The 18,425-nt window shown below is 40.4% G+C and carries 13 protein-coding genes; 1 reads left to right on the top strand and 12 read right to left on the bottom strand.

Features of this window, described 5'->3' with window-relative positions:
• Window positions 1–16 precede the first annotated feature (16 nt).
• The 12 genes from BLP87_RS01920 to BLP87_RS01865 all read right to left on the bottom strand — a co-directional run bounded on the left by BLP87_RS01920 (window position 17) and on the right by BLP87_RS01865 (window position 17,898).
• The gene (locus BLP87_RS01920; protein WP_074461195.1) at window positions 17–3,028 is read right to left on the bottom strand and encodes a penicillin-binding transpeptidase domain-containing protein; all 3,012 of its coding nucleotides are present in this window, start codon (window positions 3,026–3,028) and stop codon (window positions 17–19) included.
• On the bottom strand, window positions 3,021–3,545 hold the full coding sequence (gene mreD, locus BLP87_RS01915) for a rod shape-determining protein MreD (protein ID WP_083334404.1): 525 nt from the start codon (window positions 3,543–3,545) through the stop codon (window positions 3,021–3,023). Before mreD ends, BLP87_RS01920 begins: the two co-directional genes overlap by 8 nt.
• A gap of 6 nt (window positions 3,546–3,551) precedes the next feature.
• Entirely contained in the window at window positions 3,552–4,433 is an 882-nt protein-coding gene (mreC, locus tag BLP87_RS01910; RefSeq protein WP_074461194.1) for a rod shape-determining protein MreC, read from the bottom strand.
• Entirely contained in the window at window positions 4,433–5,437 is a 1,005-nt protein-coding gene (gene mreB, locus BLP87_RS01905) for a rod shape-determining protein (protein WP_083334403.1), read from the bottom strand. The genes mreC and mreB overlap by 1 nt, the downstream gene beginning before the upstream one ends.
• A gap of 10 nt (window positions 5,438–5,447) precedes the next feature.
• Entirely contained in the window at window positions 5,448–6,161 is a 714-nt protein-coding gene (radC, locus tag BLP87_RS01900) for a RadC family protein (protein ID WP_074461192.1), read from the bottom strand.
• 61 nt (window positions 6,162–6,222) lie between these two features.
• Window positions 6,223–7,524: a methionine gamma-lyase family protein gene (locus tag BLP87_RS01895; RefSeq protein WP_074461491.1), complete on the bottom strand. Its 1,302-nt coding sequence runs from the start codon at window positions 7,522–7,524 to the stop codon at window positions 6,223–6,225.
• Entirely contained in the window at window positions 7,517–8,455 is a 939-nt protein-coding gene (miaA, locus tag BLP87_RS01890) for a tRNA (adenosine(37)-N6)-dimethylallyltransferase MiaA (RefSeq protein WP_074461191.1), read from the bottom strand. The genes BLP87_RS01895 and miaA overlap by 8 nt, the downstream gene beginning before the upstream one ends.
• Window positions 8,452–10,488 (bottom strand): DNA mismatch repair endonuclease MutL, encoded by a 2,037-nt coding sequence (gene mutL / locus BLP87_RS01885; RefSeq protein WP_074461190.1) that lies wholly within the window; start codon window positions 10,486–10,488, stop codon window positions 8,452–8,454. Before mutL ends, miaA begins: the two co-directional genes overlap by 4 nt.
• A complete protein-coding gene (gene mutS, locus BLP87_RS01880; RefSeq protein ID WP_074461490.1) occupies window positions 10,489–13,131 on the bottom strand; it encodes a DNA mismatch repair protein MutS in 2,643 nt (880 codons plus the stop codon).
• 65 nt (window positions 13,132–13,196) lie between these two features.
• On the bottom strand, window positions 13,197–14,666 hold the full coding sequence (gene miaB / locus BLP87_RS01875) for a tRNA (N6-isopentenyl adenosine(37)-C2)-methylthiotransferase MiaB (protein WP_074461189.1): 1,470 nt from the start codon (window positions 14,664–14,666) through the stop codon (window positions 13,197–13,199).
• Window positions 14,666–15,910: a peptidase T gene (gene pepT / locus BLP87_RS01870; protein ID WP_074461188.1), complete on the bottom strand. Its 1,245-nt coding sequence runs from the start codon at window positions 15,908–15,910 to the stop codon at window positions 14,666–14,668. Before pepT ends, miaB begins: the two co-directional genes overlap by 1 nt.
• Window positions 15,907–17,898 carry an alpha-amylase family glycosyl hydrolase gene (locus BLP87_RS01865; RefSeq protein WP_074461489.1) on the bottom strand — a complete coding sequence of 664 codons (1,992 nt, stop codon included), beginning with the start codon at window positions 17,896–17,898 and terminating at the stop codon, window positions 15,907–15,909. Before BLP87_RS01865 ends, pepT begins: the two co-directional genes overlap by 4 nt.
• Window positions 17,899–18,041: 143 nt before the next feature.
• Here BLP87_RS01865 and BLP87_RS01860 point away from each other — a divergent pair, with 143 nt between their 5' ends.
• Window positions 18,042–18,401: a DUF1292 domain-containing protein gene (locus tag BLP87_RS01860; RefSeq protein ID WP_074461187.1), complete on the top strand. Its 360-nt coding sequence runs from the start codon at window positions 18,042–18,044 to the stop codon at window positions 18,399–18,401.
• The last annotated feature ends 24 nt before the right edge of the window (window positions 18,402–18,425 follow it).

The raw sequence follows: 18,425 nt of genomic DNA, 5'->3' as shown, positions 1-18,425 counted from the left end.
TTATTTTCTCCAAACTTTAGTCCTCGCGTCCGCCTCCGACAAGAGATTCTCCTCCGCCGAGAATTTCATCAAGTGTCTTATATTCAAAATAGTATTCAAGAACCTTTTCAGTAATCTGGGCCGCATAACTTGATGTATATCCGTTTGCAACTCTGGTAGCAACCGCAATTTTAGGCTGCTCGTTCTTATCACTGTACGGTGCATAACAGACAAACAGCGAATGGTTGGGATTCCATCCTTCTTCCGCCGTTCCGGTCTTACCCGCAACAGGGCATCCTTTATTTGAAAGCTCGCTGTAATAAGGCTTATCCATTACTACTTCTCTCATTCCATGATGAATGAAATCCCAGTAAGCCTGCGGCATATTTATCTGATTTCTGACCTTAGCACTGTTATCTTTCATTTTGCCGTAGGAATCAAGCGCAATCTTATCTACCAATGTAAGATCAAAACATTTTCCGCGGTTTGCAACAGTTGTAATATATCTTGCAAGACCAACAGTTGAATAGTTATTTGTATCCTGTCCGATAGCGCCACGGACAGCATCCTCTGAGGCAACTTCTGGTTCCGCTTCGGCAATCTCTATTCCGGATTTATCTGTCAGGCCATATTCTCCCGCATATTTAGCAAGCTTGGCGCAACCAAGATCTTTGTCATATTTATTGCCACTTGTTCCCAATCTATAACCGACTTCATAGAAAAAGCAGTTACAAGAATTTCTGATACCACCTACAACATTAAGTGAACCGTGTCCGCCTGCTTTCCAACATTTTGCGGGATGTTGAGGATCCGATTTACTGAAAATTCCGCTACAGCCAATGGTTGAAGTTGTAGTTATAACATTTTCCATAAGTCCCGCAGTAGCCGTTACCATCTTGAATGTAGAACCGGGTGCGGTCTTCTCAAGAGTGGCATGATTATACATAGGTTTAGCATTTGACTTATCCATCAAAAGACTTGTCAGATAATCCGGATCTCCATCGCTCAGACGATTGTTGTCATAACCGGGGTACGATACAAGTGCCAGAATATCACCTGTCTGTACATCTGTAATAACCATGGAACCTGTACAAGGATATAAACCAAGCTGTGCAGGTGTTATATCAAGTTTTTCCAACCTGTTACGTAAAAATACGTAAGGTGACACTCCGCCATTTTTCCAGACTGTAAGTTCATCGGGATCAATATTTTCTGCTTTTATGATTCCCTGCTCCAAGAGAACATTACATACCTGCCTTGGAGTTATGGTATCTGAATAAAGCATATGCTTATATAGATAAGTATCAAATACATGATCATTATTAAGTCCGTACTGCTTTGTGGCACCCTTACCTTCTTTTCCCGCGACAATATAATTGACAATCTCAGCGTAAGTTTCATCCGAATCAGCGTAGAGATTCTCAATATCAAGCTTATATGCGTCAACCCATTCGTTTATTATCGCTCTGTCAATATACTGGGCAAGAGAAATAGTTCCCGCTTTCCATTCCTTATTGATCTTAACAAAATCTTCATCATCCTTATCGGCTGAAATTATCGGATAATTCTTATCCCTTAAGATATCCAGAATATGATCCATATATTCCTGATACTCTTCAGGAAGCTGATTTTTAGGAGTTTTCTTATTCAGAAGTTCATCCTTGATTGCAGCGATTGTTTCTTTTTTCTTTGGAACAAATGCTGCATACAAAGCCTTTTCGTTTTCCTGTGCATCTGCGTTCTTGAATTTAGAAATATCTATAATATCATTCACAAAAAGATTTATATATGCGTCATATATGGGAAGCCACATCTGATTTGCACTGGGCTTCTCGTCGAAAACAGGACCGCGTTTTGAATCTTTAAGCTTATCAAGAAGGATGGTTGCAAGATTTTTTTCAAGAATCTTATAACATCCCTTGGTAAGTTCTTTATCGATGGTAAGATACACATCATGACCTGCGACAGGAGCAACACTGTCACTTACTTCAAGAATATGTCCTGTTTTGTCAACGTGAATGGTATCTTTTCCTTTTGTTCCCTGAAGTTCACTTTCAAGCGACTTTTCAATACCTGATTTTCCGACAATATCATTCAGATCATATTTTTGTTCTTCATCATCGTCAGAACCGCTTTTGGCAAATAAGCCTTTTTTATTATCTTCCGTTTCATCGCCTGCTGCTTTATTAAATTCATCAAGCTCCGAGACAGATATTTTTCCCGTATAACCAAGAATGGGTGAAAAGCAGAAGAAATCATCATCATACATTCTTACATAGCTGCTTGTAATATCAACACCCTCAAGTTGATCTTTACTCTCCAAAATTGCAGCGGCGGTTTCTTCCGAAACCTTCGAAGCAATAGTGGTAGCAAGATAATTCTGAAAGCCCTGTTTAGCCATTCTATATCTGATAACCAGTATCTTAAATCCAATTTCGGGCGAATACCCCTTCATAGCCTCAAATGTTTCTCTGCTCTTATTTTGAGGATCCGTATAATCTCCGATACTGAAGCTATAGCAAAGATCTTCAACTACCTGTTTAGCTGTCTTTACTTTTTCTTCGGGTTTAAGCTCCTTTACGGAAGTTCTTCCATAAGCATCCCTAAGGAACTTAAGGATATCCGATTCATTCTCCGGCTTAAAAATATATTTTCCCGAAACATCTCTCACGATATCAAAATCAAAATCTATTTCATCATTGTTGGCTTCGATAATCTCAATAGTCTTCTGTAATGTTTCATTGATCTTACGGTTCTTTTCCGTCAGTTTCATATCGGGATATACATCTTCAATTGTTACGGAATCCGCACGCTCATCATGAGCAAGAAGATTCTTGTTTCTGTCATAGATGCATCCGCGAGGTGCAGGGATATACTTATCCTTGATTGTTTCGTTTATAGCTGTTTCTTTGTAATAATCTCCCATTATTATCTGCAAATAAAACAAACGGGCAAGCAAAACACATGCAAATGCAATAATTACACCTGCAAGCATTACGGATCTTGAAGTTATGAACTTTATAAATTTCTCTTTAATCTCGTCAAACAAATTTTTTCTCGCTCCTTTGTTCCTTCTCAAGAATCCATTCATGTATCTTCAAGATGACCGGATAATAGAAAATCGAAACAAGCGCCGTATAGACAACTCCCGGTATTATCGTGTTCATCATATAATAACCGATGTCAAATTGCTTTCTGAACAAGAGCAGCAAAACATAACATACAAAATTATAGATAAAATCAGAAACAGATATTATCGTGATGGGAATTGCAATATTCTGAGAATAAAAGACCTCGTTCAGTTTTCCCACAAGGAATCCGAGATACATATAGATAAGTGCATAAAACCCGAGGTGACCGAAAAATATATCTATTAAAAAACCCGCAAAAAAACCGGTCATAAGTCCCGGTTTTTCTCCTCGCAAAAAGGCAACAGAGGTCACAAAAACAAGCATAAGATCCGGAGTGACACCTCCGAAATCCAATACTCTGTTAAAAACTGAAATCTGCACTGCAAACGTCAATATCGACAATAAAAAATTTACTAATAATCTTCTTATACTCATCTGTTTTTATTTTTGTTTAAATGGTTTAGGATTCTTGACAACAAGCACTATGTCCAAATGCTCAAAATCAACAGCGGGCGTAATTGTTCCTTTTTTTGTATTGTCGGGCTCATTCTCTATACCCGAAATATTACCGATCAAAACACCCGGAATATATTTTTCACTGATGCTTGATGTAACTACAGAATCTCCAAGCGCAATTTTATCGTCTTTAAATCTTGAAAAAGTAATATTTCCACTGTAGTCGTACTCTTTAAGGTTACCTGAAACATTAAGATTTTTCTTAAGGCTCAATACTGTTCCGGTTACATTATTGTCATCCTGAATAATCGTACGAACCTGAGCCCAGTCAGGACCCAATTTGATAATACGTCCGACAAGTCCACCATCGGCAAGAATATTCATATCAACTTCAAGTCCGTCATCTTCTCCCTTGTTGATAATAAAGGAGTCATACCATTTACATTTACCGGGTTCTTTAGCTACAACCTTAGCAGCAACCGTATCAAAATTATACTGATCATCGAGTTCTTTAAGTTCACGCAATTCTATAAGTTCGTATTTATCTTGCTGAAGCTTGCTGTTTTCAATCGTAAGCTCATCTACTTTTGCCTTGAGTCTTTCGTTCTCGTCAAGAAGTCTTGAAATTTCAGACAATCTGTCTGCCGTATTTTTAATCTTGGTACCGACAGTCGTGATGCCTCTTTGAAGCGGCATCATAAAGACACTTGCAAAAGCATTTATCGGTCCTTCAAGCGGACCTGCATTGATCTTGTCTGCATTAAACGTTATCAGCATAAGAACAATACATAATGCAGTTAAAATAGAGAGAAGATATTTACTGGGGACAGTAAACTCTTCTCCGTTTCTCCTAATAACAGGGCTCATTATTTATCCTCTTCGATTCCATAAGCAAGAACCTTGTACTGGTCATCTTTAATAATCTTAGAAAGACCAAGGGCAACAGAACCAATCGGGTTCTCGGCAAGATTAACATTAAGGCCTACACCGTTTGAAAGTCTCTGTGCAAGGTGGCAAATCTGAGAAGCACCACCTGTAAGGTAAAGTCCGTGCTTGAAGATATCTGCCGCAAGTTCCGGAGGAGTTCTCTCAAGTGTGGCTTTGATATTATCAAGGATTACGTCAAAGCTCTCAATAAGAGCCTGATTGAGAAGATCTGTAGGGATCATTCTCTCTACGGGAAGACCTGTTACGATATCTCTTCCGTAAACGACTGCATCCTTACCCTCTTTTTCAAGATCCTTAAGTGACATTTTTACAGTTTCCGATGTTTTTTCACCAATAAGAAGACCAAATTCCTTACGGATAACGGTTCTTATCGCCTCGTCGAACTTCTTTCCGCCGACTTTGATAAGTTTGCTGACAACGATTCCTCTGAGTGAAAGAATTGAGATCTCTGTTGTGTCATATCCGACGTCAACAACAAGTACACCCTGTGAATTCATAACGTCAACATTCATTCCGAGACCGTCGGCCAAAGGCTTCTTAACCATCATGATCTTCTTGGCTTTAATTCCGGCATCATTTATAAGATCGTGGAAGGCACGTCTTTCTACTTCCGTAACATCCCTGGGAACTGCAATATAAACTTCACAAGGCTTAACCGAACCCTTCATCTGATCTGTCAAAAAAAGCTTTACGAGAGCTTCCATGTGTTCGATATCAGCAATAACACCACTGCTAAGAGGATATGTGATCTGAATCTTATCGGGAGCTTTCTCATACATTTCGTATGCAGAATTACCATACGCAAAAACTCTTGTCTTGTTTTCGATGGCGATCATGTTCTTCTCAACGAAAAGCCCGTCCTCATCTCTGTTGTAAATTTTAATGTTGCTGGTTCCAAGATCGATTCCAAATATGTTACTCAAAACGTCCTCCTTATTGCCATAACAGCCCTTTTTCTTCAAAGCTGTAATATGAGCGATCTCCTATAATTATATGATCCCTTAAATTGATATCAAGCATTGCCCCCGATTCTCTGATCTTATTGGTTATCAAAACATCCGATTTGCTCGGAGACGGATCTCCTCCCGGATGATTGTGCACCAATATCAGATTTGAAGCTCCTGTTTTAAGAGCATGAATAAAAACATCTCTCGGTGATAATGAGGCTGAATTGACAGTCCCCATGGACAAAAGAACTTCGCGGACAAGCTTCAATCTGTTGTTAAGACAAAGTAAAAAGACCCTCTCGGATTCTTCATGCCTTAGCTTTTCCATAAAATATTCCGCAACCATAGACGGATCGTTGCATAAAAGTCCGATATCCGCTTTCTGGCAAGACATTCTCTTTGCAAGCTCAGCAATACACTTAAGTTTTACCGCCTTCACTTCCCCAATGCCGTGAACTTCCATAAGTTCTTCAACAGAAACACAGAAAAGACTGTTTAGCCCTTTCTCTTTTCCTCTACCCATTGCCATAACTTTCTTTGCTATATCAACCGGAGATGCACTGCTGCTTCCTGTTCGTATTATAATCGCAAGAAGTTCGGCATCGGTCAGACTTTCCGGACCTGACTTTAAAAAGCGCTCATAGGGAAGCTGATCCTCATATGTTCTGTGCTCTTTAAAAGAGATATCTGATTGCTTCATGTGATTCCTCCTGACTAGCTTCCGGGCGATCAGCAAGAATCAAAATCATACAGCTATTAGTTTAGCACAAGATAAGGCCTGCATCTACAAGATTTTGCAAAGTCTTTAGTATACCGATCTTGGCATGCGGCCATGTAAGTCCTCCCTGAAAGAAAACAGAGTAAGGCTCTTTAATCGGTCCGTCTGCCGAAAGTTCTATTGAAGAGCCTGAAACAAAGGCTCCTGCAGCCATTATTACCTGCGAATCATAACCGGGCATATCCCATGGTTCGGGAGTTACAAATGAATCAACGGGAGCCGCAGCCTGTACCCCCTTACAAAATTCTATAACGCCCTCAGGCTTTCCGAATGTAACAGCCTGTATAATGTCGTGCCTTTCTTCTTTGCTGTCGGGACAAACCGAGAATCCAAACTTTTCATAAATGTTGGCGGCAAAAATAGCGCCCTTTAAAGCACTTGCGGTCACAGTAGGTGCAAGGAACAATCCCTGATAGAAAGAAGGAAGTATTCCGAGCGAAGCACCGACTTCTTTACCAAGTCCGGGTGATGTAAGCCTAAATGCCGCATTTTCAACACATTCTTTTTTACCCGCAATATATCCGCCGATCGGAGCAAGTCCGCCTCCCGGATTCTTGATAAGAGATCCGACTACCATATCGGCACCGACATCCGTAGGCTCGATCCTCTCAACAAATTCTCCGTAGCAATTATCAACCATGCATATTACATCGCTCTTTATCTCTTTGATAAATGCGATGAGTTCGCCGATTCTTGATACGGAAAGAGTCGGTCTTGTCTGGTACCCCTTTGACCTCTGTATTGTAACGAGCTTTATATTCTCATTTTCATTAAGAACCTTTTTGATGTTGTCATAATCAAAACTTCCGTCGGGAAGAAGGTCCACCTGAGAGTATGTGATACCGTATTCCGCAAGAGAGCCCTTTGATTCTCTTATTCCGATAACTTCTTCAAGCGTATCGTACGGTTTTCCGACCGGTGAAAAAAGCATGTCTCCGGGTCTTAAATTACTCATAAGAGCAAGCGCAAGTGCATGAGTTCCACACGTTATCTGCGGGCGCACAAGCGCATCCTCTGTATGAAAAACAGAAGCATATACAGCTTCCAGTTTCTCTCTTCCGATATCATTATAGCCATATCCCGTTGTACCCATAAGACAAGCTTCACTGACCTTATTGTCCTGCATTGCCTTAAGGACTTTGAGCTGGTTGTACTCGGCAGTTTCATCAATCTTTTTAAATCTCTCCGAGAGCTCCTCAATTATTATCTCGCCAAATCTGTGCACCTTCTCTGAAATGCCGAATTCTTCATATATCTTATCTGTTGTTAGGTTCAATTCATTCATTTTCATATATCCTTAATATTTCTTCTAAAATGAGATTATCATCTCTGCCAAATGCCGACTTATCAATCCATCGGACATCTTTTTCTCTTCTAAACCACGTAAGCTGCCTCTTTGCAAAATGCCTTGTGTTTCTCTTTATGAGATACACAGCTCTCTCAAGGTCATATTCTCCGTCAAGATATCCGAATATCTCCCTGTACCCGAGGCTCTGCATAGATGTTGCAGTCTTTGGTATGTTCATCCTTCCGAGAGCCTTCACTTCATCGACAAGGCCGTTCTTTATCATATCATCAACTCTTTTATCTATCCTTGAATAGAGAACCTCCCTGTCATCAGTAAGCACAAAGTAGTAAAAATCATACGGTGATACTTTCTCACTCTGCTCCTTGTTATGTTCGGAAATCTTGCGTCCTGTCTTCATATAATACTCAAGAGCACGAATAACCCTTTTGGAATTATTTTCATGGATCAAAAGAGCCGACTCGGGATCAACACTTTTTAGCTCTTCATAAATTCCGGAAGTCCCTTCAATGCGAACTCTTTCTTCAAGCTCTCGCCTTATACTGTCGTCTTCATCCGTCTCCGTAAAATCGATGTCATAAAGAACCGCCTGAATATAAAAGCCCGTCCCTCCGACGAGTATCGGTATCTTTCCTCTTGATGAAATATCTAAAACAGCTTCTTTCACAAGTTTCTGGAACATAAAGACATTAAAGTCCTCTTTGGGATCCAGAAAGTCGATTAAATGGTGAGGAATACCGCCCATTTTCTCTTTTGTGATCTTGTCCGTGCCAATATTCATATATTTATAGACCTGCATAGAATCAGCGGAGATTATCTCTCCGCCTATCTTTCCGGCAAGCTCTATTGATAATTTGGATTTTCCTACCGCTGTAGGCCCCGTTAAAACAATCAGCTTCTGTTTATTCATTCCACAACTCGTTTAAATTTCTTATCAATCTCATACTTTGTCATCGATATGATCGTAGGTCTACCGTGAGGGCAATTGTAAGGATTGTCAAGAGTAAGAAGTTCATCCAAAAGAGCTTCCATCTCAGCTCGTGACATCTTGGTATTTCCCTTAACGGAAGCCTTGCACGCCATGCTCGCGATCTTATAATTTATCACATCCGGAGTCCTGTCAAGATTGGTCTCATGTGACAGTTCATCCAAGATCTTGATAAACATGTCTTTCTCATCATTGCATCCGTACAGATCTACCGGAATTGCTCTCATTGCGTACTCGTGCCCGCCAAAGTTCTCGATATTAAAACCAATCTTCTCAAAATACTGTCTGTAGCGAAGGAATAGTTCTTCTTCCGCGGAAGCCAAAGTGATAATAACCGGAGGATTTACCATCTGTGAAAGAAGTTCACCCGATTTATATCTCTTTATCATACGCTCATAGTTTACTTTTTCATGAGCGGCATGCTGATCTACAAGAAGCATCTTATCTTTGTAACCGATAATCCAGTATGTTCCAAAGATCTGACCTAGTATCTCATACTCTTTGACATTGTCTTTGCTAAGAACCTTTTCTTCGAAAAGATCAAGCTGTACCGGCTTTTCGACTATGATAGCTTCCGAAGGCTTTATTATAGGTGAAGGATGCTCGGCTTTTTCCGCCTGCTTTCCCTCAAGGTCTCCAAAAATCCTTGTCCAGACAGCAGATTTGTTGTTATCACTTATTTTTACGGTTTCTCCGCTTGCATCTTTCGAATAAACGGGAGTGTCTTCTTTTACAAGATTCTCAACAAACCTCTGCTTTTCAAACGGTTCTGGTGCAATCTTCTTAACCGGACTTTCCTTTTTCTCTTCCGTTTTTTCAAGCTTTTCGCTTGCTTCGACCTTGATTTCTTTTTTCTCCGAGTTTCCTAAATCACCCTTGCTGTCGTCAAAAAATACGTCGACTTTTTCAGGTTTGATTTCATCCGGAGCTTTCTTCTTTTCATCAAGAACCGCATCCGGTATCATTTCACGGTTTCTAAGCGTATTCTCAACATTTGACCTGATCATCTCATAAAGCGCGGTCTGATTGTCAAATCGAACTTCCAGCTTGGCAGGATGGACATTTACATCTACCATCGCGGGATCCATCCTGATATGAAGGACCGCAAACGGGAACTTATGCATCATGAGATACTGCTTATATCCCTCTTCGAGAGCTTTGGAAACGATCTTATCCTTTACATATCTTCCGTTTACAAAAAAGATTTCAAAATTTCTGTTCGATCTGTTTATCGAAGGCTCACCGAGATATCCTTCAAGTGTGACGCCTCTTTCCGTAACATTTATCGGAACAAGATTAAGCGAAACATCCCTTCCGTAAATCCTGTAGATTATCTCTTTAAGATCTCCGTTTCCGGATGTATTGAACTTATCGTCTCTGTTATTTATGTAATGAAACGAGATCGTCGGATTATCAAGCGCAAGATGCTCCATGACATCTCCGATATAACTTGCCTCGGTCTGCGGAGTTTTAAGAAACTTCTTTCTTGCAGGTGTGTTGAAAAAAAGATTTCTCACAATAAGAGACGTTCCGTCAGGAGCACCTATCTCCTCAAAACACACTTCTTCACCGCCGCTTATACTGTATCTGATCCCGACAAGGTCTTCCCTTGTCTTTGTTATCAGATCGACCTGCGCAACGGATGAAATACTCGAAAGCGCCTCTCCTCTGAATCCGAGCGAATGGATCTTAAAAAGATCGTCAATTGATTTAAGCTTACTCGTAGCATGTCTTTTAAATGCTTTTCTTATTTCGCTTTTTTCAATTCCGGAACCGTTGTCTGTAACGCGAATCATATCGATACCGCCGCCTTTTATCTCAACGGTTATTGCCGTGGCTCCCGAATCTATCGCATTTTCCACAAGTTCTTTTACAACACTTGCAGGTCTTTCAACAACTTCTCCTGCAGCAATCTGGTCAATAGTATTTTTGTCGAGTTCGTTAATGAATGCCATTTAGTTTTTCCACCTGTTTTTCAAATCGCTCTGAAGCTTGTACAAAGTGTTAAGAGCGTCCATAGGCGTAAGAGTTGTAATGTCAATTTCCTGCAATCTCTTAAGCACATCTTCATCGGTTACCGTATCAAACAGTGACATCTGATCCATATCAACGTCGTCATAATGCTTAACCTTGACCTTTTTATCACTCTTATTGTCCTTTGCGATGCTCTGGACTTTGCCTGTGATATCATTGTCCGTAAGTTCGGCTACAATCTCCTTGGCCCTGTCAATGACCATATCGGGAACACCTGCGAGCTTTGCAACCTGAATGCCGTAGCTCTTATCGGCGCCACCCTTTACGATCTTTCTCAGAAAAACAATATCATCGCCGTTTTCTTTTACGGCAATGCAGTAGTTATTTACATTGTCCATCTTGCCCTCAAGCTCTGTGAGCTCGTGATAATGTGTAGCAAACAAAGTCTTTGCGCCGAGAATCTTTCTGTTACTGATATGCTCGGTAACAGCCCAGGCTATGGCAAGACCGTCATACGTCGATGTGCCCCTTCCAATCTCATCCAATATCAAAAGAGAATTTGGAGTCGCATTCCTTAATATATTTGCAACTTCATTCATCTCAACCATGAATGTAGACTGACCGCTGCCAAGGTCATCGGAAGCACCGACTCTTGTAAATATCCTGTCGACAACGCATATATCAGCTTTTTCCGCAGGAACGAAACTTCCGATCTGCATCATAAGTGATATAAGCGCCGTCTGTCTCATATATGTGGATTTACCCGCCATATTGGGACCTGTGATAATTGAGATGCAATGCTTTTTGTTATCAAGATATGTATCGTTAGAAATAAACATATCGGAAGAATCAAGCATAAGCTCAACGACGGGATGTCTTCCGTTTTTGATATTAAACACACCCTTTTCGTTTATTGAAGGCTTAACATAATGATTCTTTTCGGCAACATAAGCAAGTGATGCATATACATCAAGAAGCGCCAGTGCTTTGGCCGTTTCCTGTATCCTGTCTATTTCAAGAGCGATGGAATCTCTTATTTTACAAAACATCTCATACTCAAGATTATTAAGCTTATCCTGAGCATTTAAAATTGTATCTTCAAGCTCTTTTAATTTTGGAGTCGTATATCTCTCGCAATTTGTAAGAGTCTGTTTTCTTATGAAATAATCGGGAACTTTGTCTTTGAAAGAATTGGTTACTTCAAAGGAATAACCAAACACATTGCTGTATTTGATCTTTAGATTTTTTATCCCCGTCTTTTCCTTTTCTTCATCCTCCAGCTGTGCAAGCCAGCTCTTCCCGTTTGTTCCGGCCTCTCTGAATGTGTCGATATCTTTGTCAAAGCCGTCTTTTATGATTCCGCTCTCTTTAATCGTAAGCGGAGGCTCTTCAACGATAGCCATATCGATAAGATCGTAGATATCCCTGAGCGGATCTAGTCGCTCTTCAAGTGAAGCAAGCTCGCTGTCATCCTTAACATCTATTAAAGAAGTCTTTATCGCAGGTATCATCCTGATAGAATTTCTAAATGCAAGAAGGTCTCTCGGATTAGCCGTCTTAAATACGATCTTCGACATAAGTCTTTCAAGGTCGTACACTGGATTCAGATACTCCCTGATTTCTTCCCTTGTGACCACATTTTTTACAAGCTTTTCAACCGCTCCCTGCCTTAATAAAATATCCTCTTTCTCGATAAGAGGCTGTTCCACAAAGCTTCGAAGCGTTCTTGCACCCATTGCAGTCTTGGTCTTATCAAGTACCCAGAGAAGCGTTCCTCTTTTCTGCTTATCTCTCATTGTTTCAACAAGTTCGAGATTTCGCCTTGTCGAAGAATCAAGAAGCATATATTTACTCGTAAGATACGGATAAATATGAGTAATATTGGCTATCTCAGTCTTTTGCATATCAATGAGATACCGCAAAAGAGCTCCCGCGGCCACAATTCCGTTTCCAAAATCATCAAGCCCGAGTCCGATCAGTGATTTTACCTTAAAATGCGTAATAAGTGCCTTTTTGCAATCTTCTTCATCATAATATCTTGCATCAAGAGGATTTATATATACGCCGAGTCTGTTCTTTATGTCATCTGTCGAAACTCCTGAAAAAGTAAATGCTTCATTACAGATAAGTTCCGAAGGCATGTACTTTCCGATCTCGTCACACGCTTCTTTTATCGTAGAAACTTCGGTCAGATAGTAATCACCCGTCGTAACATCCGCAACAGAGATTCCTATGCACTCAGAATCATAAAATATACACATGAGGTAATTGTTTCTGGTTTCCTCAAGGGCCTGCATATTAAGGTTGGTTCCGGGAGTGACGATCCTTGTCACATCTCTTTTTACAATGCCCTTAGCCTGTTTTGGATCCTCAGTCTGTTCGCAGATAGCAACTTTATATCCTTTTGAAACAAGTCTTGTAAGATAAGTATCTACCGAATGGAACGGCACTCCGCACATCGGAGCTCTTTCTTCAAGTCCGCACGCTTTACCCGTTAGCGTAAGTTCCAGTTCTTTTGAAACAGTCTTTGCATCATCAAAAAACAGTTCGTAGAAATCCCCAAGTCTGTAAAACAAGACGCAGTCTTTGTACTCATTTTTTGTCTGAAGATAATGCTGCATCATAGGTGATACTTTTTCTATATCTACATTTTCATACATCGTGGTATTCTCCACGTATAATCCCTCCGTTACTCAGCTATTTCTCCAAAGAAATAAAAGCCGTGACATTCAGTAATCTTTACCTTTACCATCTTTCCGATAAGTTCCCTGTCTCCGGGGAAATGTACAAGTGTGTTGTTCGACATTCTTCCCGTCATAAGAGATTCATCGTGATCGTTTACATTTTCAACAAGAACTTCCTGCACCTGTCCGTTGTACTTAAAGGACTGCTCTTTCGCCGTATCCTGAACGACTTTAAGAAGCCTGTCGAAATTCTCCTTAACGACATCTTCAGGCACCTGATCTTCGAAAGTTGCGGCAGGTGTGCCGGATCTCTTTGAATATATAAAAGTAAAGGCGTTGTCAAACGCTGCTTTTTTTACAACATCAATAGTATCATCGACATCCTCTTTCTTTTCTCCGGGGAATCCGACAATGATATCTGTTGTGATTGCCACATCAGGAAGCTTTGTTCTTATCTTATCTACAAGATTAAGATAATCTTCCTTGGTGTACTTTCTGTTCATTCTCCTCAAGATCTCGGTATTTCCCGACTGAAGAGGAAGATGAATATGTCTTGCGATTTTTTTGTTATTTGCAATAACATCTATGAGCTCATCGGAAAAATCCTTGGGATGAGGCGTCATAAATCTTACTCTTTCTATGCCTTCAACCTTTGTGACTTCGTCAATAAGCTTGGCAAAAGAAATCTTATCCGGATTTCCGTCCTTGAAATCATTTCCGTATGAATTGACATTCTGTCCAAGAAGCATGATTTCCTTAACACCGTCAGCAGCAAGCTTTTCGCACTCTCTGATGATATCCTTGGGGCTTCTGCTTCTTTCACGGCCTCTTACATAAGGAACAATACAATATGTGCAGAAATTATTGCAGCCAAACATAATATTTACGCCCGACTTAAATGAATACTTACGAAGAACGGGAAGATCCTCAACAATCTTGTCGGTCTCTTTCCAGATATCGATTATCATTTTGTCGGAATTAAGCGATCTGTATAAAAGCTCAGCAAACTTATAAATGTTATGCGTTCCGAAAATAAGATCTACAAATCTGTAGCTCTTTTTGATCTTCTCAACGGATGAATCTTCCTGCATCATACATCCGCAGATGGCAATTTTCATATGCGGATTGTTCTTTTTAAAATTGCTGCACTGACCAAGTCTTCCAAGGACCCTCTGATCTGCGTTGTCTCTAACGGTACATGTGTTGTAGATGACAAAATCTGCATCTTCCGATTCGGTTTCCTCATATCCCACAAGCTTAAGTGTCGCAAGGAGCTTTTCAGAATCCCTTGCATTCATCTGACATCCGAATGTGGTAACACAAGCCGTTAATTTTCTTCCGAGCTCTTTTTCCAAAAAAGAAACCTGAGCTTTGGCTTTTTCTATATATTCAAGCTGTCTTACGCTCTCTTCATCGGCAACATCCTGCCTGTTGGCGTTTAATATGCTGATATTTTTTGTATTCTCAATAGCCATTAAAAATCTTCTCCGTATACTTTTACAATTCCCAAAAGAATATCTACAACCTTGCGCATTTCCTGTATTGAAGCATACTCATACTTGCCGTGATAATTATATCCGCCGGTGCACAGGTTCGGGCACGGAAGTCCCTTGTATGAAAGAGAAGCTCCGTCTGTACCGCCTCTGATAGGTGAATCTATCGGCGTTACTCCAAGTTCTTCCATCACCTTCTTTACATTGTCAACAAGATGCATATGTGGGCGTATCTTTTCGATCATATTAAAATACTGATCTTTGACATTAACTTCAACGGTTCCTTCTCCGTACTTCTTGTTAAGATAATCTGCAGCTTCTTTAAAGAGTTTTTTCTTTTCTTCAAAAAGCTTCTCGTCGTGATCTCTTATGATATATGTCGCTTCTGCATTTTCCGTTCCGCCGTTTACACCTGTCAAATGGAAGAAACCTTCTCTTTTCTCGGTATACATGGGGTTCTGGAAAACAGGAAGCATTGAATGAAACTCATAGCAGATAAGAGCCGCATTTATCATCTTATTCTTGGCATCACCGGGGTGAACGCTTCTTCCGTGAACTTTTACAGTTCCGCCCGCAGCATTGAAATTCTCATATTCAAGTTCTCCAAGTTTACCGCCGTCAACGGTATAAGCAAAGTCTGCGCCAAATCTTTCTATGTCAAAATAAGCCGTTCCCTCGCCTATTTCTTCATCCGGAGTAAACGCAATCTTAATCTCGCCGTGCTTGATCTCGGGATTTGACAAAAGAGTCTCAGCCATCGTCATGATTTCCGAAACACCGGCCTTGTCATCCGCACCGAGAAGAGTTGTTCCGTCCGTTACAATGAGATCTTCACCGATATGATTTAATAGCTCGGGAAAATCTTTAGGCGAAAGAACAACTTTTCCGTCTTTTGAAAGGCAGATGTCACTGCCCTCATAATTGTCAACTATTCTGGGATTAACGTCTTTTCCGCTGACTTCATCGGATGTATCCATGTGCGCGACAAAACCCATTTTATATCTTTTCTTACCGTCATCGATATTAGACGGGATTGAAGCATATACATAGCAGTGCTCTTCATCATAATAAACGTCGGAAGCCCCTATACCAATGAGCTCATCTCTTAAGATTTTCGCAAGATCATGCTGCTTCATGGTAGAAGGCGATGTTCCGGAATCAGGATCCGACTGAGTATCTACCTTTACATATTTTAAAAATTTTTCAATTACATCCGGTTTATTCATTTCTTTTTACTACTTTTCCTTTTATTTTCTTTTATATTTTTAAAGCTTTGATATATCCTGACAGAACGCTCTGTAAGTGTAACTTTATCAGGGTCTGAAGCTCTTTTTTCGGAAGGCGCGCCTGTGCCTTGTTCCGTATATGCGGTATCGGATATGAGTTTCCACGAATCCCCGTCCGGAAGCTTTGGAAGGGCTATCTCCGATTTATTCCAGCACATATTGTAGCACACATATACAAATGATTTATCATCGGACTTTTTGTCATAAAGGCCGCAATAAAGAAGTCCGAGAACATGGCTTTGCGCTGTGAAATCAGGTCTCCATGCGTCTCTTCCGTGACACGAAAAATCGGGATATCCGCAGGAAATATAGTCCATAAGCTTAAAAGGAGCGGGTTCTCTGAACATGATATGTGCTCTTCTTACACCCATCAAATATTTTACATATTCAAGAATATCTCCGTTTTTATCAAGTGCTTTCCAGTCAACCCATCCCGTCTCATTATCCTGACAATACGGATTGTTGTTGCCGCCCTGCGAATTTCCAAATTCGTCTCCGCTGAATATCATCGGGGTTCCCTGCGCCAGAATAAGCATTGTGAGAATATTCTTTATCTGTCTGTTCCTGAGATCGAGAATACTCTTTTTCCTGGTCCTCCCCTCAATACCACAATTCCAGCTATAATTATCGTCTGTTCCGTCCTTGTTATTCTCGCCGTTCTCCTCATTTCTCTTATGTTCAAAAGAAACAAGGTCGGCAAGCCTGAATCCTTCGTAGTTGCAGATATAATTTACAATACCGTGATCGCATCCGTTTGCTATCATTGCTTTCAGGAAATCGCCGGCAGTATTGTCATCGCTTTTTAAGAACTTTCTCGATGAATTCAAAAATGTATTGTTATATTCGGCAAGGAATCGCTTTTTAACAGGCTTTCCGCCGTATATGTCACCGTAATCAAACCACTCATGCCATATCTTAACATCGGCAAACAGCGGATCTTTTGCAATATTTCGAAGAGGGAGCCTTGCCCCTTTTACATGGAAGCCGTCAACTCTGTACGTACATCTCCAATATCGCAGTGCATCTATTATGATGCTCTCACTTTCATCGGCTTCAAAATAAAACTGAAGAACAACCTCGATACCGTTTTCATGCATTGTCTTTATAAAGCTCTTAACTTCATTTTCCGCATTTGACGGATCTACGCAATACGAAGTCCTCGGCGCAAAATAATAACCTTTTTTATATCCCCAGAAATTAACTTTATGATCAAGGCTTCCCTTGTTGGTTATATTTCCGTTTCTGGAAAAGATGACATCGCTTCCTTTAAGTGCTTTCGCACTCTTGATAGCGCTGTGAATCCCGCTTCTTTTCTCCGAATCCTGAAGCTCATTCATCTCATATACAGGCATAAGTTCAATGCATGTAACACCAAGAGATTTAAGGTAATCAAGCTTTTTTATTATTCCGGAAAAAGTACCTCTTACATCAGCCGGAAGACCGCTTGAAGAGCTCTTTGTAAAGCCTCTTACATGCATAAGATAAATAAAGCTGTCTTCATACGGTATCTGAGGAGCTTTGCTCTTTCCCCAGTCAAAGCAAGACGATGAATCGGATCTAAGCGACTTATTGTCAAGTTTGGCCCTTATATCCGAATCCTCAACTTCCGCTCCGAACTTCTCAAGTCCTATGACAAGCTTTGCGTACGGATCGCAAAAGTATTCCTCATCTTCAAAAAGGTTATATTCTATATAGCTGTCCACGTCCTTAATTCCGGATATTCTCGCAGAATAAATATTCCCGCGCTTACAATCCGCAGGAAGTTCAATAACAAAGCCGTCGTTTTTCTTGTTTCCGCCGCGGTATAGTGTGATGCCGCGCTTGGAGCCGCCGTTAAATACGGCTCTGACAACAAGACTTTTATCATAATCAATATAGCAGCCGAGTGGATAGGGCTTTTCATCAGTAATCTTATACGCTGAAGTCATATTTTCTCCGAAATTTGTGCTCAAAGTTACTGTCATTGTATCAAACAACATAAGCCCTAATATTTTAACACATAATGTCTTTATATGCACGAAGTATGCTATAATCATGGTAACCATTGACAAAGATTTTCAGGAGGATTTTTATGGAATTTTCCAAAGTAGCAACAGAAATGAATACCAGAATTGAAAATGACGAGCAGATGACTGTAGATATTGAACTTGATGACAACAAAACAGTCACATGTGCCATCATCATAGTTCTTACAGTTAATTCAAAAGATTACATCGTTCTTCTTCCGCTTGATAAAAACGGTCAGAACAACGATGGCAACGTATGGTTCTACGAATTCATCTATAAGGGTGAGGACGAAGAGCCGGAACTTGGTTACATTGAAGACGACGCCGAGTATGATGCCGTTGCCGAGGCATTCAACCTCTATCTTGATGATGTCGAATTTGACGAGATCGTTGAGATTCCCGAGGAAGATGCTGAAGATCTGTAAAAAATAATATTCACCATTTAAAAA

It is taken from the genome of Butyrivibrio hungatei, assembly GCF_900101605.1.
Classification (GTDB): domain Bacteria; phylum Bacillota; class Clostridia; order Lachnospirales; family Lachnospiraceae; genus Butyrivibrio; species Butyrivibrio hungatei_B.
This window is presented reverse-complemented; position numbering and strand designations above follow the sequence as displayed.

What these genes read in the sequence shown, in the direction of transcription:
- BLP87_RS01865 (WP_074461489.1), bottom strand. Translation starts at nt 17,898, where the DNA reads ATGACTTCAGCGTATAAGATTACTGATGAAAAGCCCTATCCACTCGGC.
- BLP87_RS01895 (WP_074461491.1), bottom strand. Translation starts at nt 7,524, where the DNA reads ATGAATGAATTGAACCTAACAACAGATAAGATATATGAAGAATTCGGC.
- mutL (WP_074461190.1), bottom strand. Translation starts at nt 10,488, where the DNA reads ATGGCATTCATTAACGAACTCGACAAAAATACTATTGACCAGATTGCT.
- mutS (WP_074461490.1), bottom strand. Translation starts at nt 13,131, where the DNA reads ATGATGCAGCATTATCTTCAGACAAAAAATGAGTACAAAGACTGCGTC.
- mreD (WP_083334404.1), bottom strand. Translation starts at nt 3,545, where the DNA reads ATGAGTATAAGAAGATTATTAGTAAATTTTTTATTGTCGATATTGACG.
- pepT (WP_074461188.1), bottom strand. Translation starts at nt 15,910, where the DNA reads ATGAATAAACCGGATGTAATTGAAAAATTTTTAAAATATGTAAAGGTA.
- mreC (WP_074461194.1), bottom strand. Translation starts at nt 4,433, where the DNA reads ATGAGCCCTGTTATTAGGAGAAACGGAGAAGAGTTTACTGTCCCCAGT.
- radC (WP_074461192.1), bottom strand. Translation starts at nt 6,161, where the DNA reads ATGAAGCAATCAGATATCTCTTTTAAAGAGCACAGAACATATGAGGAT.
- BLP87_RS01860 (WP_074461187.1), top strand. Translation starts at nt 18,042, where the DNA reads ATGGAATTTTCCAAAGTAGCAACAGAAATGAATACCAGAATTGAAAAT.
- miaA (WP_074461191.1), bottom strand. Translation starts at nt 8,455, where the DNA reads ATGAATAAACAGAAGCTGATTGTTTTAACGGGGCCTACAGCGGTAGGA.
- miaB (WP_074461189.1), bottom strand. Translation starts at nt 14,666, where the DNA reads ATGGCTATTGAGAATACAAAAAATATCAGCATATTAAACGCCAACAGG.